General features: G+C 57.9%; 28 protein-coding genes. 9 read left to right on the top strand and 19 right to left on the bottom strand.

Going from position 1 to position 24,281, the window contains the following annotated elements; all coding sequences use genetic code 11:
* Window position 1: 1 nt before the first annotated feature.
* A complete protein-coding gene (locus RA28_RS20380; protein WP_039532806.1) occupies window positions 2–1,711 on the bottom strand; it encodes an ATP-binding protein in 1,710 nt (569 codons plus the stop codon).
* A gap of 33 nt (window positions 1,712–1,744) precedes the next feature.
* Window positions 1,745–2,449, bottom strand: coding sequence for a response regulator transcription factor (locus RA28_RS20375; RefSeq protein ID WP_039532805.1), 705 nt, complete (start codon window positions 2,447–2,449; stop codon window positions 1,745–1,747).
* Window positions 2,450–2,796: 347 nt separating this feature from the next.
* Between RA28_RS20375 and RA28_RS20370 the strand changes: the two genes are divergently transcribed.
* From RA28_RS20370 to RA28_RS20355, 3 genes are all read left to right on the top strand, one after another.
* Entirely contained in the window at window positions 2,797–4,395 is a 1,599-nt protein-coding gene (locus tag RA28_RS20370; RefSeq protein ID WP_039532975.1) for a phosphoenolpyruvate carboxykinase, read from the top strand.
* Between the two features lie 399 nt (window positions 4,396–4,794).
* The gene (locus tag RA28_RS20360) at window positions 4,795–5,085 is read left to right on the top strand and encodes a hypothetical protein (protein WP_039532801.1); all 291 of its coding nucleotides are present in this window, start codon (window positions 4,795–4,797) and stop codon (window positions 5,083–5,085) included.
* 23 nt (window positions 5,086–5,108) lie between these two features.
* On the top strand, window positions 5,109–5,657 hold the full coding sequence (locus RA28_RS20355) for a hypothetical protein (RefSeq protein ID WP_342585428.1): 549 nt from the start codon (window positions 5,109–5,111) through the stop codon (window positions 5,655–5,657).
* A gap of 4 nt (window positions 5,658–5,661) precedes the next feature.
* On the opposite strand, the gene RA28_RS20350 is transcribed toward RA28_RS20355, so the two are convergent.
* Window positions 5,662–6,426: a sulfite exporter TauE/SafE family protein gene (locus RA28_RS20350; protein WP_039532798.1), complete on the bottom strand. Its 765-nt coding sequence runs from the start codon at window positions 6,424–6,426 to the stop codon at window positions 5,662–5,664.
* 143 nt (window positions 6,427–6,569) lie between these two features.
* Between RA28_RS20350 and RA28_RS20345 the strand changes: the two genes are divergently transcribed.
* From RA28_RS20345 to RA28_RS20335, 3 genes are all read left to right on the top strand, one after another.
* Entirely contained in the window at window positions 6,570–8,261 is a 1,692-nt protein-coding gene (locus RA28_RS20345) for an acyl-CoA dehydrogenase family protein (RefSeq protein WP_039532796.1), read from the top strand.
* Window positions 8,262–8,459: 198 nt separating this feature from the next.
* Window positions 8,460–9,014: a hypothetical protein gene (locus RA28_RS20340; protein WP_342585427.1), complete on the top strand. Its 555-nt coding sequence runs from the start codon at window positions 8,460–8,462 to the stop codon at window positions 9,012–9,014.
* A gap of 40 nt (window positions 9,015–9,054) precedes the next feature.
* A complete protein-coding gene (locus tag RA28_RS20335) occupies window positions 9,055–9,447 on the top strand; it encodes an META domain-containing protein (RefSeq protein ID WP_039532793.1) in 393 nt (130 codons plus the stop codon).
* Here the strand turns inward: RA28_RS20335 and recO are convergent.
* Entirely contained in the window at window positions 9,431–10,156 is a 726-nt protein-coding gene (gene recO, locus RA28_RS20330) for a DNA repair protein RecO (protein ID WP_039532970.1), read from the bottom strand. The two genes, RA28_RS20335 and recO, sit on opposite strands and share 17 nt — an antisense overlap.
* A gap of 223 nt (window positions 10,157–10,379) precedes the next feature.
* Here recO and RA28_RS20325 point away from each other — a divergent pair, with 223 nt between their 5' ends.
* The gene (locus tag RA28_RS20325) at window positions 10,380–10,769 is read left to right on the top strand and encodes a VOC family protein (RefSeq protein ID WP_039532968.1); all 390 of its coding nucleotides are present in this window, start codon (window positions 10,380–10,382) and stop codon (window positions 10,767–10,769) included.
* A 49-nt stretch (window positions 10,770–10,818) separates the two neighbouring features.
* Here the strand turns inward: RA28_RS20325 and RA28_RS20320 are convergent, their stop codons facing one another.
* Window positions 10,819–11,148: a DUF1491 family protein gene (locus tag RA28_RS20320; RefSeq protein WP_039532791.1), complete on the bottom strand. Its 330-nt coding sequence runs from the start codon at window positions 11,146–11,148 to the stop codon at window positions 10,819–10,821.
* Window positions 11,145–12,053, bottom strand: coding sequence for a GTPase Era (era, locus tag RA28_RS20315; RefSeq protein ID WP_039532789.1), 909 nt, complete (start codon window positions 12,051–12,053; stop codon window positions 11,145–11,147). Before era ends, RA28_RS20320 begins: the two co-directional genes overlap by 4 nt.
* A 162-nt stretch (window positions 12,054–12,215) precedes the next feature.
* Between era and RA28_RS20310 the strand changes: the two genes are divergently transcribed.
* Entirely contained in the window at window positions 12,216–13,592 is a 1,377-nt protein-coding gene (locus RA28_RS20310) for a multicopper oxidase family protein (protein ID WP_039532967.1), read from the top strand.
* Here RA28_RS20310 and RA28_RS20305 read toward each other — a convergent pair.
* From RA28_RS20305 to folK, 13 genes are all read right to left on the bottom strand, one after another.
* Entirely contained in the window at window positions 13,589–14,113 is a 525-nt protein-coding gene (locus RA28_RS20305) for a GNAT family N-acetyltransferase (RefSeq protein ID WP_039532787.1), read from the bottom strand. The two genes, RA28_RS20310 and RA28_RS20305, sit on opposite strands and share 4 nt — an antisense overlap.
* 22 nt (window positions 14,114–14,135) lie before the next feature.
* Window positions 14,136–14,813, bottom strand: a complete 678-nt coding sequence (rnc, locus tag RA28_RS20300; protein WP_039532784.1) for a ribonuclease III — start codon at window positions 14,811–14,813, stop codon at window positions 14,136–14,138.
* A complete protein-coding gene (gene lepB / locus RA28_RS20295; RefSeq protein WP_039532781.1) occupies window positions 14,810–15,649 on the bottom strand; it encodes a signal peptidase I in 840 nt (279 codons plus the stop codon). Before lepB ends, rnc begins: the two co-directional genes overlap by 4 nt.
* Window positions 15,650–15,709: 60 nt before the next feature.
* Window positions 15,710–16,129 (bottom strand): holo-ACP synthase, encoded by a 420-nt coding sequence (gene acpS / locus RA28_RS20290; protein WP_039532778.1) that lies wholly within the window; start codon window positions 16,127–16,129, stop codon window positions 15,710–15,712.
* Between the two features lies 1 nt (window position 16,130).
* Window positions 16,131–17,108, bottom strand: coding sequence for an NADPH:quinone reductase (locus RA28_RS20285; protein ID WP_039532776.1), 978 nt, complete (start codon window positions 17,106–17,108; stop codon window positions 16,131–16,133).
* A 16-nt stretch (window positions 17,109–17,124) separates the two neighbouring features.
* Window positions 17,125–17,451 carry a Dabb family protein gene (locus tag RA28_RS20280; RefSeq protein ID WP_039532774.1) on the bottom strand — a complete coding sequence of 109 codons (327 nt, stop codon included), beginning with the start codon at window positions 17,449–17,451 and terminating at the stop codon, window positions 17,125–17,127.
* A gap of 16 nt (window positions 17,452–17,467) precedes the next feature.
* Window positions 17,468–18,091: a LysE family translocator gene (locus tag RA28_RS20275; protein WP_039532772.1), complete on the bottom strand. Its 624-nt coding sequence runs from the start codon at window positions 18,089–18,091 to the stop codon at window positions 17,468–17,470.
* 89 nt (window positions 18,092–18,180) lie between these two features.
* Window positions 18,181–18,801 (bottom strand): LysE family translocator, encoded by a 621-nt coding sequence (locus tag RA28_RS20270; RefSeq protein WP_052261532.1) that lies wholly within the window; start codon window positions 18,799–18,801, stop codon window positions 18,181–18,183.
* The gene (locus tag RA28_RS20265; RefSeq protein WP_039532770.1) at window positions 18,798–19,544 is read right to left on the bottom strand and encodes a pyridoxine 5'-phosphate synthase; all 747 of its coding nucleotides are present in this window, start codon (window positions 19,542–19,544) and stop codon (window positions 18,798–18,800) included. Before RA28_RS20265 ends, RA28_RS20270 begins: the two co-directional genes overlap by 4 nt.
* On the bottom strand, window positions 19,537–20,235 hold the full coding sequence (locus tag RA28_RS20260) for a DUF2062 domain-containing protein (protein ID WP_039532768.1): 699 nt from the start codon (window positions 20,233–20,235) through the stop codon (window positions 19,537–19,539). Before RA28_RS20260 ends, RA28_RS20265 begins: the two co-directional genes overlap by 8 nt.
* A gap of 16 nt (window positions 20,236–20,251) precedes the next feature.
* On the bottom strand, window positions 20,252–22,384 hold the full coding sequence (locus RA28_RS20255) for a RelA/SpoT family protein (protein WP_039532766.1): 2,133 nt from the start codon (window positions 22,382–22,384) through the stop codon (window positions 20,252–20,254).
* 25 nt (window positions 22,385–22,409) lie between these two features.
* Entirely contained in the window at window positions 22,410–22,763 is a 354-nt protein-coding gene (rpoZ, locus tag RA28_RS20250) for a DNA-directed RNA polymerase subunit omega (protein ID WP_010437681.1), read from the bottom strand.
* Window positions 22,764–22,857: 94 nt separating this feature from the next.
* Window positions 22,858–23,439, bottom strand: coding sequence for a 2-amino-4-hydroxy-6-hydroxymethyldihydropteridine diphosphokinase (folK, locus tag RA28_RS20245; protein WP_082029873.1), 582 nt, complete (start codon window positions 23,437–23,439; stop codon window positions 22,858–22,860).
* A gap of 125 nt (window positions 23,440–23,564) precedes the next feature.
* On the opposite strand from folK, the gene RA28_RS20240 reads away from it, so the two are divergent.
* Window positions 23,565–24,140, top strand: a complete 576-nt coding sequence (locus RA28_RS20240) for a LabA-like NYN domain-containing protein (RefSeq protein WP_039532761.1) — start codon at window positions 23,565–23,567, stop codon at window positions 24,138–24,140.
* Window positions 24,141–24,281 lie beyond the last annotated feature (141 nt).

Genomic DNA, 24,281 nt, shown 5'->3' with positions numbered 1-24,281 from the left:
TCTAGATCGGAAGCCCAACGACAAACCGTGCGCCCAGCGGGTCCGAGGTGATGTCGGCTTCGGTCGGGCGGATGTTTTCCGCCCAGATCACGCCGCCATGTGCTTCGACAATCTGTTTCGAGATCGCAAGACCGAGACCGGAGTTATTGCCAAAATGCTCTTCGGGGCGTTGTGAATAAAACCGTTTGAAGACCTTGGTCAAAGCCTGATCCGGAATGCCGGGGCCGGTGTCTTCGACCACGACCAAAACCCGATTGTCGCGTTGGCGCACCCAAACGCGGATGGCATCGCTTTCCTCGCAGAAGGAAATCGCATTCGTGATCAGGTTCACGAAGACCTGTGCCAACCGCGCCTCAAGACCGTTTACGACGATCGGGCCTTTTGGCAGATCAGTGATATAGTCGATCCCCTTCGACCGCGCATCTTCTCCAAGAAACTGGCCGATATTGTTCAACAGATTCAGCAGGTCAAACGGTTGTTCCTGCTCCTTGACCAGTTCAGCGTCCAACCGGGACGCGTTGGAAATGTCGCTGACCAGACGGTCCAACCGGCGCACATCATGCTCTATGACGCCCAGTAGTTTTTCCCGTTGATCGTCCCGCTTGACCATGCGCAACGTACCTACGGCAGACTGCAGGCTGGCCAGGGGGTTTTTGATCTCATGCGCAACGTCCGCAGCAAATTGCTCGTTCGCGTCAATACGGTTGTACAACGCCGTCACCATCCCCCGTAACGCGCTGCTAAGACGCCCGATTTCGTCGGGACGTGCGCTTAGATCAGGAATGCGAATCCGACCGGGATTAACCCCGGCGCCTCGGTCTTTGCCCATTTCCGCCGCTGCGGCCAGATCAGCCAGTGGATTGGCGATGGTCGAAGCAAGGACGAGGCTGAGGCCAACGGAAACCAAAAGGGCCACGACGAACATTTGCAAGATGCGTTCTTGTTCCTGCCGCGCGAGCGCATCAACCTCGCCAGCCGGACCGGCCATGGCGACTGCACCGACGGGTTCGTCATCCAGAATAATCGGTGCCGCGGCCACAATCACGGTAGCGCCTGTATCGTCCTGAACGGCCTGTACGGTCAGGCCACCGCCCAGCGCCTGCGGCACCATATCCTGAACACGTTGCGCCAAGGTCGGCGCGGCGTCCGTCGCGGTTCCGCTGAAGATCGATGACACACCGTTCCACACGGCGGTCAAGGCATCGCTGATCAGCGTTCCGCCGTTTTGAATATCGCTGTCAGACCGAAGCAAGCTTGGCAATTCCGAGGCAGGCGAAGCCCCACGCGTCCAGCCAATCAGTGTACCGGACCCGTCATAGACGAACACTTCACCACCTTCCGGCAAAGTCAGGCCGGACAACGTATCCCGCACGTCCAAACCGCCCGCACTGCCGACACCCGGTTGGCGCAACTGCGTTTCAAAGACGTTGCTGACCAGTTGCGCATCGCCGATCAAATTTCTGGCTGTTTGTTGCACGCGTTCCTTACGCGTATCGTCCAGATACAAAAGCCCGGCAACCAGCAGGACCAAAGCAATCACATTGAAGGTGATAATCCTGCGTGCCAGTGGCGAGCCGCGCAGCGAAAACAAGCTGCGCCGCGATCGCTTTGCGTGCAGTTCGGCAGAATCCGGGTCTTGGGGAATAACCCAATCATCCCCCAGTACCACGTCACCGTCGCGTAAATTGGTGTCCTGTTCGGTATCTCGCACGAGACCCCTATTACCACTTAATGGCAGTCGCGCCTATTCTTCGTTGTACCGATAACCGATACCATAAAGAGTTTCGATGGCCGAAAACTCGGGGTCTGCGGCCCGCATCTTCTTGCGCAGGCGTTTGATGTGGCTGTCGATTGTCCGATCATCCACATAGACCTGATCGTCATAAGCGACGTCCATCAGCTGATCACGGCTTTTGACAAACCCCGGTCGTTGCGCCAAAGCCTGCAACAGCAGGAATTCCGTGACGGTCAGCGAGACATCATTGCCTTTCCAGGTGACGGCATGGCGCAGCGGGTCCATGCGCAGTTCGCCACGTTCCATTACCTTGGCGTCACCGGCGTTGACATTCGAAGCGTCACCCTCGGTGGCTTCCTGACGGCGCAGCAAAGCGCGGATGCGTTCGACCAGCAGTCGCTGCGAAAAGGGCTTTTTGACATAGTCATCCGCGCCCATGCGAAGGCCCAGGACCTCGTCGATTTCATCGTCTTTGGACGTCAAAAAGATGACCGGCATCTGGGTTTTCTGCCGCAGGCGCTGCAGCAAATCCATGCCATCCATCCGCGGCATCTTGATATCCAGAACGGCCATGTCGGGTAGTTTCTTGTTGAACGCGTCAAGCGCGGCCTGCCCATCGTTGTAAGTTTCAACCTCAAAGCCCTCGGCTTCGAGCGTCATGGATACTGACGTAAGGATGTTTCTATCGTCATCCACAAGTGCAATCTTCGACATCGGGTTCACCCCTATTCCTGCTCACATACGCAATAATACGCTTTTTTATGAGGTATTGTTGGCGGTTTTAAGGCGCCGAATCAATCCGTAACTGCGAATCGTGCCTTTCTTGCGGCAGCTATGCGGCAAAAATGCCTTGCGGCCCGCAAAAAGCTGCCCGGATTTCCGCCGTTAAAAAACTGGTGGCGCTAAACTTTAGCTTGGTTGCGCTAACTGCGCCAAACCGTCCTGTTCATGCCCCAAATGACCGTGATAAGAGGCCGTGTCCGCCGGAATTCCCCGGCACGAATGCCCCAAGAGCGCACCCCGGCCCAACCGCCGACGCGCCGCCACAGGAGAAGACAAACATGACATCTGGACGGGTTAACCCGCAATTCCGCCTCGAAGATCAGGGCATCGAGGGTCTGGGCAATGTCTATTACAACTACATGGAACCGGCGCTGATTGAAGAGGCGCTGAAGCGCGGTGAAGGTACTCTTGGCAACGGCGGCGCATTTCTGGTCACCACCGGCAAATTCACTGGCCGATCCCCCAAGGACAAACATGTCGTAAAGACCGACAGTGTTGCCGAGAATATCTGGTGGGAAAACAATGCCGCGATGAGCCCCGAAGGGTTCGAAGCGCTTTATCAAGACATGCTTGCGCACATGAAGGGCCGCGACTATTTCGTTCAGGACCTCGTCGGCGGCGCCGATCCGACCTATTCCATCAATGTGCGCATGGTGACCGAACTGGCCTGGCACAACCTGTTCATCCGCCATCTGCTGCGCCGTCCGGACCGCGAAGATCTGGATGAGTTCACCGCAGACTTCACAATCATCAACTGCCCAAGCTTCAAAGCCGATCCGGCCAAACATGGCTGCCGCAGCGAAACAGTGATCGCGCTGAACTTTGACCGCAAGCTTATCCTGATCGGCGGCACCGAATATGCGGGTGAAAACAAGAAATCCGTGTTTACGTTGCTGAACTATATGCTGCCCGAAAAAGGCGTCATGCCGATGCATTGCTCGGCCAATCACGCGGTCGGCAATCCCGTCGACACGGCCGTGTTTTTCGGTTTGTCCGGCACCGGCAAGACCACATTGTCAGCCGACCCCGCGCGGGTTCTGATCGGCGATGACGAACATGGCTGGTCTGATCGCGGCACCTTTAACTTTGAAGGTGGCTGTTATGCCAAGACCATAAATCTAAACGCCGAAGCCGAGCCCGAGATTTATGCCACCACTTCGAAATTCGGCACTGTAATCGAGAACATGGTTTTCGACCCCGAAACCAAGGAACTGGATTTCGACGATGACTCGCTCACCGCGAACATGCGCTGTGCCTATCCGCTCGAATACATTTCGAATGCATCCAGCACGGCGCTTGGTGGCCATCCCAAGAACATCATAATGCTGACCTGCGACGCGTTCGGTGTGCTGCCTCCGATTGCCCGGTTGACCCCGGCGCAGGCGATGTATCACTTCCTGTCCGGCTTCACGTCCAAAGTCGCCGGAACAGAACGCGGCGTGACCGAGCCGCAACCGACTTTCTCAACCTGCTTTGGTGCCCCGTTTATGCCGCGCCGCCCCGAGGCCTACGGCAATCTGCTGCGTGACAAGATCGCCCAGCACGGCGCGACCTGCTGGTTGGTCAACACAGGCTGGACCGGTGGCGCATACGGCGTAGGCAGCCGGATGCCGATCAAGGCAACGCGCGCGTTGCTGACCGCAGCACTTGAGGGGTCTCTGGCGGATGCTGAATTCCGCAAGGACGCGAATTTCGGGTTTGATGTTCCGGTTTCCGTGCCCGGCGTGCCCGAAGTTCTGCTGGACCCGCGACGCACCTGGGACGATCAGGCAGCGTTCGACAAGCAGGCCGAGAAACTGGTTCAAATGTTCTCCGAGAACTTCGAGCAATATTTGCCGTTCATCGACGAGGATATCAAAGCCGTCGCAATCGGGTGATGGAATCCATCACCGTCCGAGACAAATTCAACGACCAGCGCGGGCCCGCTGGTCGTCTTTTTTTGGCCAGGTCGGGGATGTCACGGGCGTTAGACCAGCACGTTAAGGTCGAAACCCAAACGCGTGCGGACATACGCGTTGCTGAAAAGCGCGATTTGAGGTATTCCGTCCACGTCGAAAGACAAAAAATACCCGGCGCTGACGCGCCGGGCTTCAACTAAAATACCTTTGGGCAGCTCGGGCAAATTCACTCAATTGCATTCCGTCGGGCTACCTAATTGATAAGGAAGAGTACTAAGAGGGGAACCGGTGTCAATATGATACTTGGAGACTGCCAATTTAGGCCGTCTTCAGGTGGGCCGATTAACAGCACAAGGCACCAACTAAGATGGGTAAGTAATGACTGAAATTTCGAAACTGACCGAATTGCGTAAGCTCATGCAAAGCATGGAACGTACGTTGGGACTTGAAGAACTCTCTCCGGTTGAGCGCGATATTTACTACGCTGCCGAGGAGCTTTCCAAAACCGGTCGGGAAGTTCGTACATTCGGGTTGATCGAACATACGCTGGTATCCAGCGTATCGCGCCCGACCTTTTTTCGCGCGCTGAAGTCTTTGGTGCAAAAGGGCTACATGTCGCAAAGCGGTAGCGCAAATCGGGGGCGATACATCGTACATGCCCCCAAGTAGCGCGTATTTGGCATAACAGCGCCGTGCAGTTGAAGGGTTGGGCCTTAGACACGGTACTGGCGTCGTCTGCCTATTTCGCGGCTTCGATTTTGACGTTCGAAGTGCTGATGCCATTGCAGAACGTGTTCTTCCCGGAATACCCCAGCCATGCGAGCCTGTTGTTTCTGCCGCATGGCGTACGGGTCTTGGCCGCTTGGCTGTTGGGATGGCGCGCAATTTTTGCACTGTTGCCGGGTGTGTTCCTGGTTTTCGCCATGGTCGGCGGCTGGGACGTTTTCCTGCCAAATCGGCTGCTGGCGATTGGTATTGCCGTGACAACGGTCCCTGCTGTGCTTTACGCCTGTAAATGGGCAGGTTGGGACCTGTTCCCAAGTCCGGATCGCAAACCATGCTGGTTGTGTATCATGGTGGTCGGGATTGTGACCTCATTCCTGGTCTCGGCCCTGACCAACATGGCGTTTGGCAGTTCCATGGCCGAGTACATTGCTTTTCTGATCGGTGATATTTCCGGTCTGTTTTTCCTGATGCTGGGCCTCTATCTCACCTTCCGGTTCATTGACAGGCGCAGTTGATCAATCAGCCGACAAGCCCGCGCCGCAACAGGTTGAGCCCTGCGACCAGCAAAACCAGCAGTGTCAGCCTGCGAAACGCGGCCTGATCAATGCGATCCTGCAAGCGCAACCCGCACCACATCCCTGCCATCGCGGGCAGGACCAAAGTGGCCGAAAAGACGGCAGACTGCCCCCAGAGAATCCCTGATCCAACATGCGCAATAACCAGCGCCACGGACCCAAGCCCGTAAATCACACCTTGAACGCGCATCTGATCCTTCTTTGGTGTGTTCAGCGCCGTCAGATAGGCTACGGTTGGCGGCCCCCATACTCCGGATATCCCGCCGATGACGCCTGCAATGGCGCCAGCAGTAGCCTCGACCCGGGCAGAGGGTTTGTTCAGAACCAGCTTTAGTCCCAACAATTGGATCAATGCGAAAAAAGATACCGGTATCCCGATGATCAGCAGGAAGCTGGATGCAGACAGAAAGCTCACCAACTGCGCGCTTGTTAACAGACACAACAATCCAGTCAGCAGAAATACCCGGAACTTGCGAATTGATCCAAACGCCGCAGACGCGCCTTCTTGAAAAGCTTGTTGCGCGTTTGTCGCCAGCGTTGGCAAAATCAAACCAGCCAGTGCCAAGCTTGGCGGCAAAAACACACTCAGTCCAGAAATTATGACCATCGGCAGCGCGAAGCCGACCATCCCTTTGATCCACCCGGCGACAAAGGCGACTGCCAGAGCAAAAACAAATTCTGTTGGAGACATAAGAGAAAACAGTGACATGCCCCTTCATAGCACTCCGTGAATTCTCTGCACCGCCAAAATCGTCACGTAATTTTTGAACTTTTTCCTTGAGTCTTGCGCATTTTTGTTGCGCTGCACTTGCAGCGTGCTATGACCAGACGACCCTAAGAAGGACATGATTCATGGCCCATGACGGACAAGATATGACCAGCGCGACGCAAACTGCAGTTCTGCCCGACCTTCTGGCGCTGACGCAAAAGGCCGTTCCCGCGGTTGAGGCTGTTTATGACCGTGCGTGCGCCTCGGTGCGTTCGATGGTGACGAGCGACGGACGTATCTCGGGTGCATTGATCGAGGAACACCAGACCGCCGCGCATGGTCTTGCCTGGCTGGCCACCTATCACCAGTCGCTAAAGCAAATGCAGCGATGGGCCGAGGCTTTGTCGTCGGACGGCAAGTTCGGCGAGATGGAACAGCTTTTGCTTCAGATCGCCTTTGGCGAGTACCTGCACCAGGTCGCCGGTGGAATTCCAATGAACCAGGGCGAAGTTGTCCGGCTGCAGGATCTGGGCCTGGGATGGGATGCATTGTCTGGCTTCGAATGCTCCGAAGTACAGACGCTGATGGCACAGGGCAATTCTCAGGCTGCGCGCACCCGGTTGGTTGAACTGATGCAGGATCAGGCGGGCTCGACGATGTATGGCGCATCCGGATTGGATGAAGAGCTGGAAATGATCCGCGAGCAGTTCCGGCGTTATGCGCAGGAAAAGGTGGAGCCAAACGCGCATGATTGGCACCTCAAGGACGAGTTGATCCCGATCGAGATCATTGAGGAACTCGCCGAAATGGGTGTGTTTGGATTGACCATCCCGGAAGAGTTCGGTGGCTTCGGCTTGTCAAAAGCGTCGATGTGCGTTGTCTCTGAGGAGCTTTCGCGCGGGTACATCGGTGTCGGATCGCTGGGCACGCGGTCAGAGATTGCGGCCGAGTTGATACTTGCGGGCGGCACAGATGAGCAAAAGGCAAACTGGTTGCCAAAACTCGCCAGCGCCGAAATATTGCCAACCGCTGTGTTCACCGAGCCAAATACCGGGTCGGACCTTGGCAGCCTTCGTACCCGCGCCGTTAAGGACGAAAACGGCGACTATCAGATTACCGGCAACAAGACATGGATCACCCATGCGGCGCGCACCCATGTGATGACGCTGCTGGCCCGCACCAATCCTGACACAACCGATCATCGCGGTCTGTCGATGTTTTTGGCCGAAAAGACACCTGGGACGGATGACGCCCCCTTCCCTACCCCGGGCATGACCGGTGGCGAGATTGAGGTTTTGGGCTATCGCGGAATGAAGGAATACGAGCTTGGTTTTGACGGTTTCCACGTCAAGGCCGAGAACCTTCTGGGCGGTGAAGAGGGCAAAGGCTTCAAACAGCTGATGGAAACCTTCGAATCCGCCCGCATTCAAACTGCCGCGCGGGCCATCGGTGTCGCGCAAAGCGCCTTGGATATCGCGATGCAGTACGCGCAGGACCGCAAACAGTTCGGCAAGTCGTTGATCCACTTCCCGCGTGTTTCGGGCAAGCTGGCGATGATGGCGGTTGAGATCATGATCGCACGCCAGTTGACCTATTTCTCGGCCTGGGAAAAGGATCACGGACACCGCTGCGACCTTGAGGCCGGGATGGCCAAGTTGCTGGGCGCACGGGTCGCATGGGCGGCGGCGGACAACGGTCTGCAGATTCATGGCGGCAACGGATTTGCGCTGGAATACAAAATCAGCCGCGTCCTGTGCGACGCACGTATTTTGAACATCTTCGAAGGGGCCGCTGAAATTCAGGCACAGGTCATCGCGCGACGACTGCTTGGATGACCATTTAGGCAGGCCCGTTTCCCCAACTGACCCGGCCACTGCGCCGGGTCTTTTTCTTCTCGGGGTAACCGACCGTTGAATCCGGCGCTGACTGTCCCTTATTCAGTCAGGTTTCGCTGATCACGCAAACTTCCCCTTTGATCCGGTCGCAATCACCGTTAGACGACAACTCGGACCCGAGCAGTTGGCACCAAACACATGATCAGACGATTCCTTGCACTTTGGGCGACCCTGGCCGCCCTCATTCTTGTCGGATGTAGCACCGCGCCGCCGACGGCAGGTCAGGGCGATATCGACGCTTTGGCCCACGCGATCCAGGCACTCGACCCGGGTGTCGACGCGGCCGAGGCACAACGCGCGGCAACCATCGCCTATTCCTATTCGCAACAGTTGACGCGGGACTGGAACGTCACAGACCCCGCGATTATCCACAATGCAAAGGTCATCAATGGGCTCCGGGAATACGGGCTGTGCAATGACTGGGCCGAGGCGATGACCAAGCGCCTGCAGCAGGAGGGATTCCGCACGCTGGATTTGCATTGGGCGACGTCTCCACCCACAGCGTTCCGGATCATCCACCATTCCGCCGTGATCAGTGCCAAGGGAGATTCGATGTATGATGGCATCATTCTCGACCCGTGGCGCAACAGCGGCGCACTGTTCTGGGCACCGGTCCGCGCGGATACGCGATACAATTGGCGGCCAAGGCTTGAAGTTCGGGAAGAACTGATAAGCGGCGAGAACCCCTATTGAAACTGTTTTGTCCGCCTCCGCGTTGCGGTAAGACGCGCACATGATGCGTTTGATCCTGACCTTGCCCCTGTTGGCCCTGTTTCAATGCAATAAAGACGAAACTGTCGCGGCCTACGGGGCAGCCGACCAAACGTGGTCCCTTCAGGAAATCGACGGTCAACCCTATGAGGCCAGTGCCCTCTTGCGCTTCCCCGAAGAGGGCAAAATTGCCGGGAACGCCCCGTGTAACACCTTTCAGGGCACGCTCAGCGCGCCTTATCCGTGGTTTGGCATTGACGATCTGACAGCCACCCGCGCAGCCTGTGCCGGATTGGAAGCCGAGGGCTTTTTCTTCGCGGCCCTGATGACCATGACACAGTCCGAAGTCTCGGGAAGTGTTCTGATCCTGCGAAACGATGACGGGCACGAGATGGTGTTCACAGCCGTCGAATGAACTTTTCGACAAATCGGGCCCGAGCTTCGGGCAGCGGGCTGTGACCCAGCGATGGCGCCAGACGGTGCTCAAGAAAATAGCCGGTTGTTTGCAGGCCCTGCGCGATCTCTTCGTCCGGCGCGGCCCCTTCGCCGCGCAAACATGGGGGCAACGGCAGCAATTTGTCCGCCCATTCCCCGGCACCTTCGGCGCTGACGGCGCGCCCTGTCTTGGGTGAGACATAAACCAGCCCGGACTGCGCTCCTGTTACTGCGCAGACCGTAAGATCAAGACCAAATCCCAATTCTTCCAACAGGGCCAATTCCCAACGCAAATACGCCAGGGGCCAAATCTCGTCCTGGCCAAGCAAGTCCATCAGTTGCTCGGTCTGTTTGTAGATCGCCGGATGGGGTTCGCGTTCCGGTAAACAGAAGGACAACAAGGCGACAACCGCGTTCAGCCCGGCCAGCGCCAATCGCCCCGAAAACGCGGCCGCCGCGCGCGAGCGGAGTGGTTCCACTTGAAAGCTGCCCAGATGTTCTTCGAGCCGGGCACGCCAATGCACATCCACCTGCGCACCCGGTTGCAGGGTCGGGGCGATCTTGCGGCTGGCCCCACCGCGTACGACACCGGCATGACGCCCGTGGCCTTCGGTAAAGACCTCGACAATAGCGGCGGTTTCGCCATGTCTGCGTGACGTCAGTAGAATACCGTGATCGCGCCAGTCCAAGGTTGGCTCCGTCAATTCAACAGGTCAGTGCGCAGAAAATCCCAAGCCCGTTACGTGCGCAAGGTGTAAACCGGCCTATCCTGCCAGATACAACCTCGAACACGCTCGGCACCAATTTCGTTTTTGATACGGCAACCTTTGTGAAGCGCGGTAAAGTTTGCATTGCGTGTGAACGGTGCGCGCATTAATGTTCGCTTTATGTTCCAAAAGCAGGATTGAAGTTATGTCTCTTAATTATGTCATGATCGGCTCGAACGATGTGATTAACGCACGGACCTACTATGATGCGGTCGTGCCGCGCATTGGCGGTAAAGTTGTCGCCGAATACATGCCCCACGCCGTATGTTACGAGTTGCGCGACGGCGGTTGCATGTGGGTCGCAACACCCTTCAATCAAGAGACTGCGACGGTCGGAAACGGAAACATGGTCGGTTTGTTGTGCCAAAGCGAGGCCGAAGTTCGAGAGGCGCACGAAACGGCGCTTGCCAATGGTGGAACCAACGAAGGTGATCCCGGCACCCGCCCGCAGTACGGCCCGAATTTCTATGGTGCTTATGCACGCGATCCAGATGGCAACAAAATGAGTTTCGTTTATTTCAGCGACAAAGACTGACAACCGAACTTGGTTGTTAGTCTGGCTGTGATCGGGCTGGTCAGTTGGTTTAGTCCAGCCCTACTTCGCCCAGCAAATGCCGCCCCTGCCGGTCCTCGACTTCAATCACCCAAAGGTCTGGGTCAAAGCTGCGTTGGCGGGTAATAGCGGCATCGACGTAAGACTCAGCACCGGCACACAGCTCCACCCACTTTCGCTCTCCGCTCATCAGGTCGAAACTGCGCTGAAACGCAACCGCATGACCATCCAGTGTATTCAGTTTGACCAACACCGCGCCGGCTGTGTCATCACCATGGGCCACGACAAACGCTGGGATTTCCTGAAACCGCAGCCGCGCCAGGTAGGCATGCACCCAGAATTCGGCTGTAAGGCGAGTCATGCGTTGCCGTCTTTGAAATCCAGCCCCATTTCCGAGTAGCGCTCGGATTCTTCCAGCCAGTTGGGCCGGACCTTCACCTGCAGGAACAGGTGGATCTTGCGGTCGAGGAACTCTTCCAGTTCGGCCCGCGCCGCCTGACTGACGGCTTTGATGGTCTCACCCTTCTTGCCCAGAACGATACCCTTGTGGCCGTCGCGCATAACATAGATGACCTGATCGATCTTGGCAGAGCCGTCCTTGCGCTCCTCCCAGTTCTCGGTCTCGACGGTCAGTTGATAGGGCAGTTCCTGATGCAGGCGCAGGGTCAGTTTCTCGCGCGTCATTTCCGCTGCGATCATGCGAAGCGGCAGATCAGCGATCTGGTCTTCGGGGTAGAGCCAGGGGCCTTCGGGCAGGTTCGAGGCCAGCCAGTGACGCAGGTCGTCAACGCCGTGGCCTTTTTCAGCCGAGATCATGAAGGTCTCGGCGAAGGGATAGCGCGCGTTCAGATCACTGGTCAGCGCCAGCAGTTTCTCGGACGGAACCTTGTCGATCTTGTTGATGGCCAGCGCGATGGTGCGGCCCTGCCCGATCTCTTCCAGTCCTTCAAGGATGCGTTCGACCCCTTCGGTGATGCCGCGATGCGCCTCGACCAACAGGACCACGATATCCGCGTCGGCCGCCCCGCCCCACGCAGCGGCGACCATCGCACGGTCGAGGCGACGGCGGGGTTTGAACAGACCCGGCGTGTCTACAAAGACCAGCTGCGCATCGCCTTCCATCGCCACGCCACGGATGCGGGCGCGGGTGGTCTGGACCTTATGCGTCACAATCGAGACCTTGGCCCCGACCATGCGGTTCAGAAGGGTGGATTTGCCTGCGTTGGGCTCTCCGATCAGGGCGATAAATCCGGCGCGTGTGGTCATGTATCCTGCGATCCTGTTTGCAAGTGCGCACCCCTATAGCAGAATGGCAGAACGGACCAGAGGGATTTGTCGCATTGCTGCCATGCGCAACGGATGCCAATCATATCCCCAGCGCCCAGCCAATCACAGCCCGGTTTGCTTCCCATCATCAAGGGGTCTGACATGAATCGTCGCGAGTTTCTTTTGGGCAGCACCGCCACTGCCGGAGCGTTGGGTTTGGGCGGCATGGAACTTGTTGCCGGGGCGCAGGAATTGACCATTCAACCGGCAAGCTTTGCCCTGCGCGATCAGGTGACAAACGGCATGGTCAGCTTGTCACCGGACGCGCCACCGCCAGTTTTGTATGGCAGGCAGGGTGAGGTAATGCGGCTGCCGGTACGCAACACCCTGGCCGACTATACGGCCATGCACTGGCACGGATTGCGCATCCCGAACGACATGGACGGCGTCCCATATCTGACGCAAATGCCCATCGGCGAAGGCGAGGTCTATGACTACGCGTTCACCCCGCCTGATGCGGGTACCTATTGGTATCATCCCCACTGTATGACGATGGAACAGATGGCCCATGGCCTGACAGGTGTCATGGTGATTGCCGAACCTGAGGACCCCGGGTTCGACAGTGAGCAAGTGATCAATCTGCGCGACTTTCGGCTGGATGAGAATGGCGCCTTTCTGCCTGCTTACACGCCGCGCGGCGCGGCGCGTGCCGGAACGTTCGGAAATGTACATACCGCGAACTGGCTAAAAACACCTGTCTACGACCACGGCGCGGGTCATTTGGTCAGGCTGCGCGTCGTGAATACGGATACAACACGCATATACCGCCTGCATCTGATGGGTGGTGATGCGAAAATCATCGCTTGGGATGGCCACCCTGTCGAAGTTGAGGTGCCAATTCCAACAGCTGATGCGCCTTTGCTGGTCGGCCCCGGGCAACGTGTTGATTTCGCGGTGGCCATGCCGGACCAAGAAGGTGGCCGCGTCGATCTTATGGCCAAGCTGCCCGGTCGACCAGCGCAACCGATGGCGACGTTGCGTGCCGTCGGCGCATCCGTATCGCGTGACCTGCGCGAGCTTGGGCCATTGCCAGCGAACCCTGCAGCAATGCCCGACTTGGCCAATGCAGACCTGCACGAGTTCGTCTTTGGTTGGACCCCGGAAGGCGGTCAGCCGGACAACGGGTTCTGCGGCTCGCTGGGCTATAACTTCTGGTCCATCAATCGCATCCCGTGGCCCGGCGATGCCGCGGCCGATGTTGGCCCACTCGCAACACTTGAACGCGGCAAGAGCTATGTTCTGCGGCTGCGCAATGAATCTCCCAACTTGCACCCGATCCACCTGCACGGGCTGGTCTTCACACCCATCAAGTCGAACCTTCGAAAACTTCCGCCACTGCTTACGGACACGATGCTGCTGCTGAAGGGCGAGGTCGCGGAAATCGCCCTGGTGGCGGACAATCCGGGTGACTGGGCGTTCCATTGCCACGTGATTGAACATCAGAAAACCGGTCTGACCGGCTTTATCCGGGTGGTCTAACCTTGGATATGACTTGGCGTCTTTAGGGCCAGAACATGATTTGGATAGGATTGTTCCCCGATACGGAAATCCGTTGTACCAACCTGCAAGAATCCCTTGGACAGGTAGAAGTCGATCGCGGGTTGGTTCTCGGAATTGGTGGTTAGCCAGATCGAGTTTCGGTTGTTGGCCTGTGCATGGTCGATCGCGCAATCCAACAACGCTGATCCGATACCCTTTCCGTGATGCCTGGGCTGCACGTAAATGGTCGCAATCTCAAGGTCAGAAAGCCCTTCGACCGGTGCAACGCGTTCTTTAGCGACGCGAATATAACCGTCGATCCCATCGCGGTTTTCCGAAACCACCAGAAGGTCATTCCCTTCCTTAAGCAGCCTTTCGAACCGGTCTGTGGTGAATTCGGATAGAGCATATTGGGCAAAAAACGAACTCACGCCATAGCGCAGGTAAGTGCCGATCCAAACCTCGATCGATAGCGCCGCAAGGCTGGCTGCGTCCACCTGATGTGCGGGTCTGATCTTCACGCCGAAGGATCAGCGAAGCGGCTCATCCCAACCGCTCCAACATCGCTTTTGCCGCGGCCTGCTCGGCCTGCCGTTTTGACCCGGCAGTGGCTTGTGCCTCGGTTCCGTCCTGAAGGCGGGCGGCGATGGTAAACACGGGCGCGTGGTCGGGGCCGCTTCTTTTGATTTCGACATAGGACGGGGGCTTTTGCCCCCTTGCCTGCGCCCACTCTTGCAGTGAGGTTTTGGCATCCCGCGCGTCCGCCTGGACATTGTGAACGCGATCACCCCACAATCGCAATATGACATCACGCGCTGCCTCGAACCCTGCATCACGGTAAACGGCGGCGATCACCGCCTCCATCGCATCACCCAGAAGGGCCTGTTTGCGGCGCCCCCCGGACAACATCTCGGACCGTCCCAGCTTGAGCACTGCACCCAAATCTATCTGTCGGGCCACGTCCGCGCAGGTTTCCTTGCGCACCAAAGCGTTGAAACGCGGCGCCAGTTGCCCCTCTGATGCGTTTTTGTCCGCTTCCAATAGCGCGGAGGCCATAACAAGGCCCAGCACACGGTCGCCCAGAAACTCCAACCTTTGATTGTCAGGGCGGGTCGGCGACGAAACGGAACCGTGTGTCAAGGCACGCACCAACAGCTCTGGGGTCTCAAACGCGTACCCAAGCCGTTTCTGGAACGCCTTTATCTCGGCTGAAAGCTTCAATTCACCGCCTTAAAGAACCGATCGCCGCGCCAGGTCCAGAAGAACAGCATCGAGCGACCCGCAGACGAGAACATAATCCGATCTGCACGCCCAATCAGGTTTTCGTAGGGCACGTAGCCGACCCCACCGACGGATTGCGGCAGGCGGCTGTCTGCCGAATTGTCGCGATTGTCGCCCATAAAGAAGTAGTGACCTTCCGGGACAACATAGACGCCTGTGTTGTCGGACCCTTGATTGCCGATATTCAGCACTTCGTAGGAAACACCATTGGGCAGGGTCTCGATAAATCGCGATTTCTCGCAGGTGCCGCCAAACCCGACAGGGCCATTTTCGCACCGAGGCCGCAGCCCCTGTGGGCCTTGAGGTTCCGCAACCTCTGTGAACACGCCGTCAGGTTCCTGCGACAGGGCAGTCCCGTTCAGAATTATCGTTCCGTCCCGAACCTGAATGCGGTCGCCGGGCAGCCCGATAAGACGTTTGATATAGTCCCTGCCTGTAACCGGGTGGCGGAAGACGATTACATCGCCGCGTTCGGGGTCGCCGCCCCAGAAGCGGGTATTTCCGTCACCTTGCATCCAGCCACAGATGTCCTCGGCATCAATATTCAGACCCACGCTGGGGATGATCAGGCTGGGACAGGACGCATATGAATAGCCGTATGACATCTTGTTCACGAACAGGAAATCGCCAATCAGCAGCGTTGGTTTCATCGATCCGGACGGAATCCAGAAAGGCTGAAAGAACAGCGTGCGGAAAACGCCCGCGATCAGCAGTGCATAGACGATGGTCTTGATCGTCTCCCAGACACCGCTTCCTGATTTGGCTTCCTCGGCCATACTGCTCTCTCCGGTCCTTCCATTCGTTGGGGTGCTACATGCGGGGCCGGTGGGGGCAAGTCAAGGCTGCTCAGGCGCTTCTTGAAGCGGGCGCGCCTCGATCATCACAATGGCCTGCGCCCATGGGTGATCGTCGGTCAGTGTAACGTGGATGATCGCCTTGTAACCGGGGGGCGTCATCTTTGCCAGACGGTCGGCCGCCCAGCCCGTTACGTGCATTACCGGCTGACCCGAACGCAAGTTGGTCACCGACATGTCCTTCCACGCGATCCCCATGCGAAGACCGGTGCCCAAGGCCTTGGAACATGCCTCTTTCGCGGCCCAGCGCTTGGCGTAAGTACCGGCTGTGTCTGCGCGGTACTCTGCTTTGCGTTGCTCAATCTCGGTGAAAACCCGGTTTCGAAAACGATCTCCGAACCGATCCAGCGTGCGCTGAATGCGTTCGATGTTTGCAAGATCCGTTCCGATTCCAAGGATCACGCTAGACCTCCAACACCACTGTGCCCAGTTTCTGACCGGCCTCGACCATCTGATGCGCGGCGACGGCATCGGCAAGCGTTCCGGCAGGAACCACCGCGTGTTTCAACGCGCCCTGCTCCAGCCATGTCCCCAGTTGAGCTTCACCAAGCCGACGCTCAGCCGCATCCAGCATGTAAACGATAAGCATGTGCAGACGGATGTTCTTGAACATGAATCCATAGAAATCCAATTCCGGCCGCATTTGCGAAGCAGAGGCATAGCTGGCGATTGTGCCGCCGGGCCGTATCAGCGACAGTGATGTGCTTTGGTTGGCGGCAAAATCAACTTCGACGATGCGGTCGACCCCCGCGCCCCGGGTCAGGTCCATTACAGCCTCGGTAACGTTCTGCGTGCGATAGTTGATCCACTCTGCCGCACCGGAATGCGCCGCTTTGTCCTCAGAGCTGACGGTCGTAATGACACGCGCGCCACCCAAGGCTGCCATTTGACACGCGTAACGCCCCACCGTGCCCGCACCGCCCGTGACCAAGACCGTCTGATCGGAAATCGGACCATCGCGGTACAGCGCGTACCAAGCCGTCATAGCCGGAATGCCAAAACAGGCGCCTTCGGTGAAACTGGTCGTGTTGTGCAAGAAAACGGCTTGCTCGGACGGCAAAGAAACGTATTCGGCTGCTGTCCCAAATGCGCGTTGCCATTGGCCGTTCCAGATCCAGACCCGTTCGCCGACCCGTGCCGGGTCAACGCCTTCGCCCACCGCCTCGATCACCCCTGCTCCGTCGGAATGCGGGGTAATGACCGGGAATTGCATTGCTGCACCGGGGCGTGCACCCGCCCGCAATTTGACGTCAGAAGGATTGATACCCGAGGCACAGACGCGCACCAAAACCTCGCCTGCGGCGGGCGTCGGCGTAGGCAGGTCGACCAGCTCAAGGACATCCGCCGCTGCGCCGAAACCGCGATAGGTGATTGCTTTCATGACGTTCCCTCGTTTGTTATTGGTCGGTCAGGGCAGGCATTTCCAAATCGAAAACCAGAATCCCCTCTGCGCCACCCTCACACATCGCCACGAGCCGCGCTCCCAGCTTGCGGTGCGTTTCGTCATTGGCGTACCGTTTCAAGTCGGCAGCATCGGCGAAGTCCAACGAAAACCCATAAGGGTAGTCGGATGACTTCGCTTCGAAGTCACGGTTGGGGCCATGCACAAAGCCCCCGCAACCCTGCAGACGATCCGCAACGCGACCCAATCCCCTCATAACGGCGTCGAGTTCCGAAGGGTCGAAATCGGACGTCAGGCGCAGCATCACGCAGTGTCTGATCATCGCTGCCCCTCGGCCTTCATGACAAGCGCACCGTCAGGATTTTATAACTGGCGACGCCAAAAAACCCTGCAAATGCAAAGTCAAACCAGCGGCGGGCGCGGCGGTAGGCGTTGACCATCCGCGCTGAGGAAAAGAGGAAAGCGTAGCCTATGAAAATCAACAATGAACCCGCGTAAAGCAGCGCAAAATAGCTCAGCAGCATTCTCAGGCTGGCATCATTTGGGGCCACGATGGCATAGATCGACCCCCAGCTTAGGATCGCTTTGGGGTTGGTCAGGTGAATAGCCGCGCCTTTGGCAAATATCGTTGCCAAAGAACCGCGGACCGGATTTCCCAACGCAACCTCGTCCGACGTCAGCGCACGGCGCAAGGCATTCAGGGCAAGCCAACTCAGGTAAGCCACGCCGACATAGCGGATCACTTCGAACACCCAGACATTGGCCAACATGATTGCCGATAATCCCAATGCCGCCGCTATGCCCCAGGCGGCAGAGCCGGCGCAGATGCCTAGCGCAAACGCCAGACCCGCCGTGCGCCCCTCGTTCATGGCGGTGCCCGCTATTCCCATGGTCGCCGGTCCGGGCGAACCGCCGGCCATCAACCAGGCGAGCCAGATTGCAACGAAACCTGCCGTGATCATGTTGGTGCGTCCCCCGTCCGTCTGTCCTGTTGGGAATAACATGTCATACACGTAAAGAGATCAAGGGCCTGCGGGCGGCAGACCCTTTTTCATCTGGCAAAGGCAGACCTGATCAAGCCCAGACCCGCAATGGCGAACAGACCCGCGACAACCCCATCGATCCTTCGTCTTAGCCTACGGTAGCCGGCCATCATTCCACTGACCGAAAACAGAAGCGAATAAAGCGCGTTGTTGATGAATCCCGCGATCACACATACCAGCGTCGCTGCGGCGACAGCCAGGATACCGTCATTCGGGCCCAAACCAACAGACAGCGCCGCCATCCAGGCAATGACCGATTTCGGATTGGACAAATTCAGAATCAGACCACGCCAAAACCACCTGCCCTTGTCGGGTGTCGCGACTTTGCCCGCATCCGAGCGCAACGCAGAGCGCCCGGATTGCCAAGCCAGCCACAAAAGATAGAGCCCGCCCAACACCTTCAAGACCATCAAGACGTAAAGCGAGCCTTGCAGGACCGCGCCCATCCCGCTGGCGGCGACCAGCCCCCAGAACACCAAACCGCAAGATAGACCTGCACCGTAGATCAGGCTTGTCTTGCGCCCATAGCTCATCGCCACGGCAGCGTTTGAGATATTGGCAGGGCCCGGCGAAACGGCAACGACAAAAAAGGCAAGCGCCGAAACCGCAAGAGACGCAAGGTCGATCACGCCCGCGCCTCGTCCATCAGGCGGCGCATTTCCTTGATCGCGGGGTCCAGTCCCAGAAAAATGGACTCGCCAATCAAGAAGTGACCGATATTGAGTTCTTTGACTTCGGGAAATGCCGCGACGGGTTGCACGGTGTCATAGGTCAGTCCATGGCCCGCGTGCACCTCAAGACCCAACGAATGGGCAAAGCTGGACATCGCGCGAAGGGACTCCAACTCCTGCGCGGCCTCCTCTGTCCGGCCTTCAGCACAGGCATCGCAATACGCGCCAGTGTGTAACTCGATCACTTCGGCCCCGATGCGATGCGCTGCTTCGATCTGACGCTGATCGGCAGCAATGAAGATCGAGACCCGGCACCCGACATCCCGAAGCGGTGCGATGAAATGGGCCAGCTTGTTCTCTTCGCGTGCCACTTCAAGCCCGCCTTCCGTGGTGCGCTCCTCTCGCTTTTCCGGGACAATACACACAGCATGCGGCTTGTGACGCAGCGCAATTTTCTGCATTTCATCAGTTGCTGCCATCTCGAAGTTCAGCGGGACTGAAAGCACCTCCATCAGCCCGTCAATGTCTGCGTCCGAGATGTGCCGGCGATCTTCGCGCAGATGCGCCGTGATCCCGTCCGCGCCAGCCTCTTCCGCCAGTTTGGCGGCCCTTAGGGGGTCCGGATACGCCCCGCCGCGCGCATTGCGCACTGTGGCGACGTGGTCAATATTCACACCCAGACGCAGATAATTGTCAGACATCCTTCGAATCCTTCATAAGCTCGTGGGCAGAGCCTAGTTCGTTTACCCGCGGAACGGCAGTCTCTGCCTGCGCCAATTGCTTGATTTCTTCGAATTTCGCTTTGATCTTTGTCCGGCGGCGTTTTTGGTAGGTTCGGATCACGGGCAAGCTGAGATACGCGCATATGATACCGGCTACGATCCCCGGGATGATCCCGCCGATCAGATAGGGAAAGAACACCTCATCATAAAACACACCGAGGCCGCGCCAGTCAGCAACGCGGTCGGTGAACATGGCTATGAAGTTGTTTTTGAGATCACCGATTGCGTCGGCAAACTTGCCCATCAGTCCGTGGGTGTCACCCTCGTCAAACTTGGTGCCCAGCAAGAAATGCCCGGCCTGCAAGCAGATCACACCAATTGGCACGTAGGTCAGCGGATTCCCAAAGAATGTCCCGCTGAGCGCGGCCAGAATGTTCCCGTTGAGCAAACGGGCCAACACGGCAGCGACGACAAAATGCAAACCGTAAAACGGTGTGAACGCGGCAAAGACCCCCGCGCCAATCCCGCGCGCAATCCGTTCCGGAGTATCAGGAAGGCGACGAACACGATGTTTGACGTAGTGGAAAGCCCGGGTCCATCCGCCGCGGGGATAGACCAACTCTGATGCGATCTGGACAGGCGAGCGTCGATCTCGGCGCTTGAAAACCACTCCTGATCACCCCTTCTCAGCTTGCCGCGACCGTCGTTTTGGCCCGATCCCGATACCTTTCGACCGCGGCGACATCGCTTTCGGCCTCAAGCATCAGCATCAACGAATGCAATTGTTCAAGGTCGCGCAGCTCGACGCTGATCTGCAAGCGGTAAAAATCGGGTTTACGGTCGATAAATACCAGGTTCGAGATATTGGCCTTTTTCTCACCGATCAATGTGCAAATACGTCCCAGAACACCTGCGTCATTTCCGATGGTGAGGTCCAGCGTCGCGCCATAAACAGCGGGATGCGTTCCCGAGTGCCAGTGCAGATCAACCCAGCGTTCGGGTTCGTTTTCAAACTCGGATAGACGGTCGCAATCAATTGCGTGTACTACGACACCCTTGCCGCGATAGGTAATGCCGACGATGCGCTCTCCGGGCAGGGGCTGACAACACGGGGCGCGGTCGAACTTCTGTCCGGGCTCAAGGCCAATCACGGCACGTCGCATCGGAATGGCGTCGCCTTCGTCCTTGGCCAACTCGGGGTAAACGGCCTCGACGACGTCATGGGCGGTAAGTTCCGCGCTCCCCAAACGGGCCAGTAACTCGTGACGGTCTTTCAGGCGAAGGTGTTTGGCGGCCGTATCCAACGCCTTGTCGGTGGCCTTGCGGCCGATATTCTCGAACCCTGCGCGGGCCAGTTCCTTGCCCAGTTTGATAAACCGTTCGCGGTCGACTTCACGCAGAGCCCGACGGATTGCCGTGCGCGCTTTGCCGGTAACTGCAATCTCCAGCCAGGTCACCTGCGGTGTTTGGCCATCAGCCGTGATGACGTCAACCGACTGCCCGTTTTTCAGCCGCGTCCACAAAGGCACGCGGATGCCATCGACCTTGGCACCGACACAGGCGTGACCGATACGGGTGTGAATGGCATAGGCAAAGTCAATCGGCGTCGCCCCGCGCGGCAGTTTCACCACGTCTCCCTTGGGGGTGAAACAGAACACCTGATCCGAATACATCTCAAGCTTGACGGCTTCGAGAAAATCCTCGTGATCGTCTTCGCTGTCGAATTGTTCTGTGAGGTTGGAAATCCACTTGGCCGGATCAACCGCAAACGGGTTTTCCGAGCGCACGCCGTCACGATAGGACCAATGCGCCGCAACGCCGGTTTCGGCCACATCATGCATCTGGCGGGTGCGAATCTGAACCTCGACCCGTTTACCGTCACGCCCCGACACAGTGGTGTGGATCGAGCGGTAGCCGTTCGATTTTGGCTGACTGATGTAATCCTTGAACCGCCCGGGAACCGCGCGCCAACGCTGGTGGATCGCGCCGAGGGTGCGATAGCAGTCTTCCTCGGTCTGGGTGATGATGCGGAAACCGTAGATATCGGACAGGCGCGAGAAGCCCTGATCCTTTTCCTGCATCTTGCGCCAGATCGAATAGGGTTTCTTGGCGCGGCCAAATACCTCGGCTTCGATCCCGGCCTTCTCCAACTCGTGCCGCATGTCGCCGGTGATGCGGTGGATCACGTCACCGGTTTCGCGCTGTAGCGTGATAAAGCGCCGGATGATCGATTGGCGGCCTTCGGGGTTCAGCACGCGGAAGGCGAGGTCCTCAAGCTCCTCGCGCATCCATTGCATCCCCATGCGGCCCGCAAGCGGCGCATAGATGTCCATCGTCTCGCGCGCTTTCTGCACCTGCTTTTCAGGGCGCATCGCCTTGATGGTGCGCATGTTGTGCAGACGGTCGGCCAGCTTGACTAGAATGACCCGCAGGTCCTTGGACATCGCCATGAACAGCTTGCGGAAGTTTTCGGCCTGCTTGGTCTCGCGGCTGGACAGCTGCAGATTCGTCAGCTTGGTGACACCATCGACCAGCTTGGCGACCTCATCCCCGAACAGCTCGGACACGCGTCCGTAATTGGCCTTGGTGTCCTCGATCGTGTCGTGCAGCAGGGCGGTGATGATTGTTGCATCATCCAGACGCTGTTCGGTCAGGATGGCGGCTACGGCAACGGGGTGCGAGAAATAGGGCTCGCCAGAATGGCGGAACTGCCCTTCGTGCATCTGCTGGCCAAATTCATAGGCCCGCTCGATACGTTCGGCGTTTGTCTTGGGATTGTAATTGCGGACCAGCGCAATCAGGTCTTCAGCTGAAATCATCCGGTCCGCACCTTTGTCGCTGGGGTTACCCCTGGCCCTGAGCCTCCATCAGAGCGCGCAGGAGCTTTTCTTCCGACATATCGTCATCCGCGGGTTTGTCGGATTCAGCACCCATCAGCAGCGCCATCTGATCTTCTTCCGGCTCATCAACCTCGATCTGGGTCTGGTTGGCCTCGATCAGGCGTTCGCGCAGCTCATCGGCGCTTTGGGTTTCGTCGGCGATTTCGCGCAGCGAGACAACGGGGTTCTTATCGTTGTCGCGGTCAACGGTGATCGGGCCACCGGCAGAAATCTCGCGCGCCCGGTGGGCGGCAAGCATAACCAGTTCGAACCGGTTCGGGACCTTGTCTACACAATCTTCGACCGTAACGCGGGCCATAGGGCGCTCTCCGTAAATGAATCCGTGGCAGGAAGGGGTTTATCTAAGCGCGAATCCCCGCCTTGACAAGCAGGAAATGCCGCAAATGCGAGGATCACAGCGGTGTGACAGCGGCAACATCCGCAGGCGGCAAAGCGGCAACCATCTGACGCGCCGTCAGCCCCAGCACCGGATGACTCCAATCCGGCGCAACATCCGCCATCGGAACCAGGACAAAGGCGCGATCCTGTAGCCGGGGATGGGGCAGGATCAACTGCTCGGGCGCGGATTTGACCTGATCCTCGGGCGCAAGGGTCAGCCAGCGTTGATGTTCGAGCTCATCGGGCAGCACAAGATCGCCCCAACAGACCAGATCAAGGTCAAGCGTGCGCATCCCCCAGCGTTGTTCGCGGGCGCGGCCAAAGTCATGTTCGATGCGGTGCAGCAGGTCCAGAAGCTGCCCCGGATCGAGATCGGTTTCGATCAAAACCGCAGCATTCACATAGTCAGGCCCGGCGCCTGCTGGAAAGCAGGGTGTGGCAAAAAACCGGCTTGCGGCACGAATCACCAGCCCGGCCTCAACCATTGCGGATAGCGACTGCTCAAGTGTCACCCTGGGTCCATGACCTCTCAGACTGAGATTTCCACCCAGCGCAATGACGGCTTCCGACAAGGATTTGTCCACTTCAGACCCCATATTCTGTTCAGAGAATGCTTGCGATATAGGCTAAAAAGCCTATTTTAAGGATACCATTGCACTGACCAATTTCTTTTCACTCACGGAGCTCACGGTGCGGTGGATTATACCGGAAGGACCATTTTATGTTTTACAAGGACGAACGGCTAGCGCTGTTCATCGACGGCTCGAATCTTTATGCCGCCGCAAAAGCACTGGGGTTTGACATCGACTACAAGTTGCTGCGCCAGGAATTCATGCGCAGAGGCAAACTGCTTAGAGCTTTCTACTACACAGCGCTACTGGAAAATGACGAGTATTCTCCGATCCGGCCCTTGGTGGACTGGCTGCACTACAACGGCTTCACCATGGTTACCAAACCGGCAAAAGAATACACCGACAGCATGGGGCGTCGGAAAGTCAAAGGAAATATGGATATCGAACTGACGGTCGATGCCATGGAACTGGCACCGCGTGTCGATCATATCGTGCTGTTTTCGGGCGATGGGGATTTCCGCCCGCTGATAGCCAGTCTGCAACGGCAAGGCGTGCGCGTGTCGGTCGTGTCGACCATCCGCAGCCAACCGCCGATGATTTCGGACGAACTGCGCCGCCAGGCAGACAACTTTATCGAGTTGGAGGATTTGCGCGACGTGATCGGCCGCCCTCCGCGTGAAATGCCAGCCGAAACCCGCAGCGTCATGGCTGCCGGCGGCAAGTAAGGTCCAAAAATTGTCTAAGTGGCGGTCAGATTCCGGGGAGAATCTGGCCGCCTTGCTTTAACGATAGATGCGTTCTCAAATGCCGATCGAATAGCAGCCGTCTGTATCAGCTAAATGACACATCCGGGATCACTGGACCCT

It is taken from the genome of Ruegeria sp. ANG-S4, from assembly GCF_000814005.1.
GTDB lineage: Bacteria > Pseudomonadota > Alphaproteobacteria > Rhodobacterales > Rhodobacteraceae > Ruegeria.
This window is presented reverse-complemented; position numbering and strand designations above follow the sequence as displayed.

Coding starts and splice junctions, on each gene's coding strand:
- era (WP_039532789.1), bottom strand. CDS start 12,053: ATGACCACACGCGCCGGATTTATCGCCCTGATCGGAGAGCCCAACGCA.
- RA28_RS20340 (WP_342585427.1), top strand. CDS start 8,460: ATGATCAGACGATTCCTTGCACTTTGGGCGACCCTGGCCGCCCTCATT.
- RA28_RS20265 (WP_039532770.1), bottom strand. CDS start 19,544: ATGTCTGACAATTATCTGCGTCTGGGTGTGAATATTGACCACGTCGCC.
- RA28_RS20240 (WP_039532761.1), top strand. CDS start 23,565: ATGTTTTACAAGGACGAACGGCTAGCGCTGTTCATCGACGGCTCGAAT.
- RA28_RS20350 (WP_039532798.1), bottom strand. CDS start 6,426: ATGTCACTGTTTTCTCTTATGTCTCCAACAGAATTTGTTTTTGCTCTG.
- RA28_RS20285 (WP_039532776.1), bottom strand. CDS start 17,108: ATGAAAGCAATCACCTATCGCGGTTTCGGCGCAGCGGCGGATGTCCTT.
- rpoZ (WP_010437681.1), bottom strand. CDS start 22,763: ATGGCCCGCGTTACGGTCGAAGATTGTGTAGACAAGGTCCCGAACCGG.
- RA28_RS20255 (WP_039532766.1), bottom strand. CDS start 22,384: ATGATTTCAGCTGAAGACCTGATTGCGCTGGTCCGCAATTACAATCCC.
- RA28_RS20275 (WP_039532772.1), bottom strand. CDS start 18,091: ATGATCACGGCAGGTTTCGTTGCAATCTGGCTCGCCTGGTTGATGGCC.
- RA28_RS20375 (WP_039532805.1), bottom strand. CDS start 2,449: ATGTCGAAGATTGCACTTGTGGATGACGATAGAAACATCCTTACGTCA.
- folK (WP_082029873.1), bottom strand. CDS start 23,439: ATGGGGTCTGAAGTGGACAAATCCTTGTCGGAAGCCGTCATTGCGCTG.
- RA28_RS20360 (WP_039532801.1), top strand. CDS start 4,795: ATGACTGAAATTTCGAAACTGACCGAATTGCGTAAGCTCATGCAAAGC.
- RA28_RS20370 (WP_039532975.1), top strand. CDS start 2,797: ATGACATCTGGACGGGTTAACCCGCAATTCCGCCTCGAAGATCAGGGC.
- RA28_RS20345 (WP_039532796.1), top strand. CDS start 6,570: ATGGCCCATGACGGACAAGATATGACCAGCGCGACGCAAACTGCAGTT.
- RA28_RS20320 (WP_039532791.1), bottom strand. CDS start 11,148: ATGACTCGCCTTACAGCCGAATTCTGGGTGCATGCCTACCTGGCGCGG.
- lepB (WP_039532781.1), bottom strand. CDS start 15,649: ATGGCCGAGGAAGCCAAATCAGGAAGCGGTGTCTGGGAGACGATCAAG.
- RA28_RS20325 (WP_039532968.1), top strand. CDS start 10,380: ATGTCTCTTAATTATGTCATGATCGGCTCGAACGATGTGATTAACGCA.
- RA28_RS20335 (WP_039532793.1), top strand. CDS start 9,055: ATGATGCGTTTGATCCTGACCTTGCCCCTGTTGGCCCTGTTTCAATGC.
- RA28_RS20280 (WP_039532774.1), bottom strand. CDS start 17,451: ATGATCAGACACTGCGTGATGCTGCGCCTGACGTCCGATTTCGACCCT.
- RA28_RS20310 (WP_039532967.1), top strand. CDS start 12,216: ATGAATCGTCGCGAGTTTCTTTTGGGCAGCACCGCCACTGCCGGAGCG.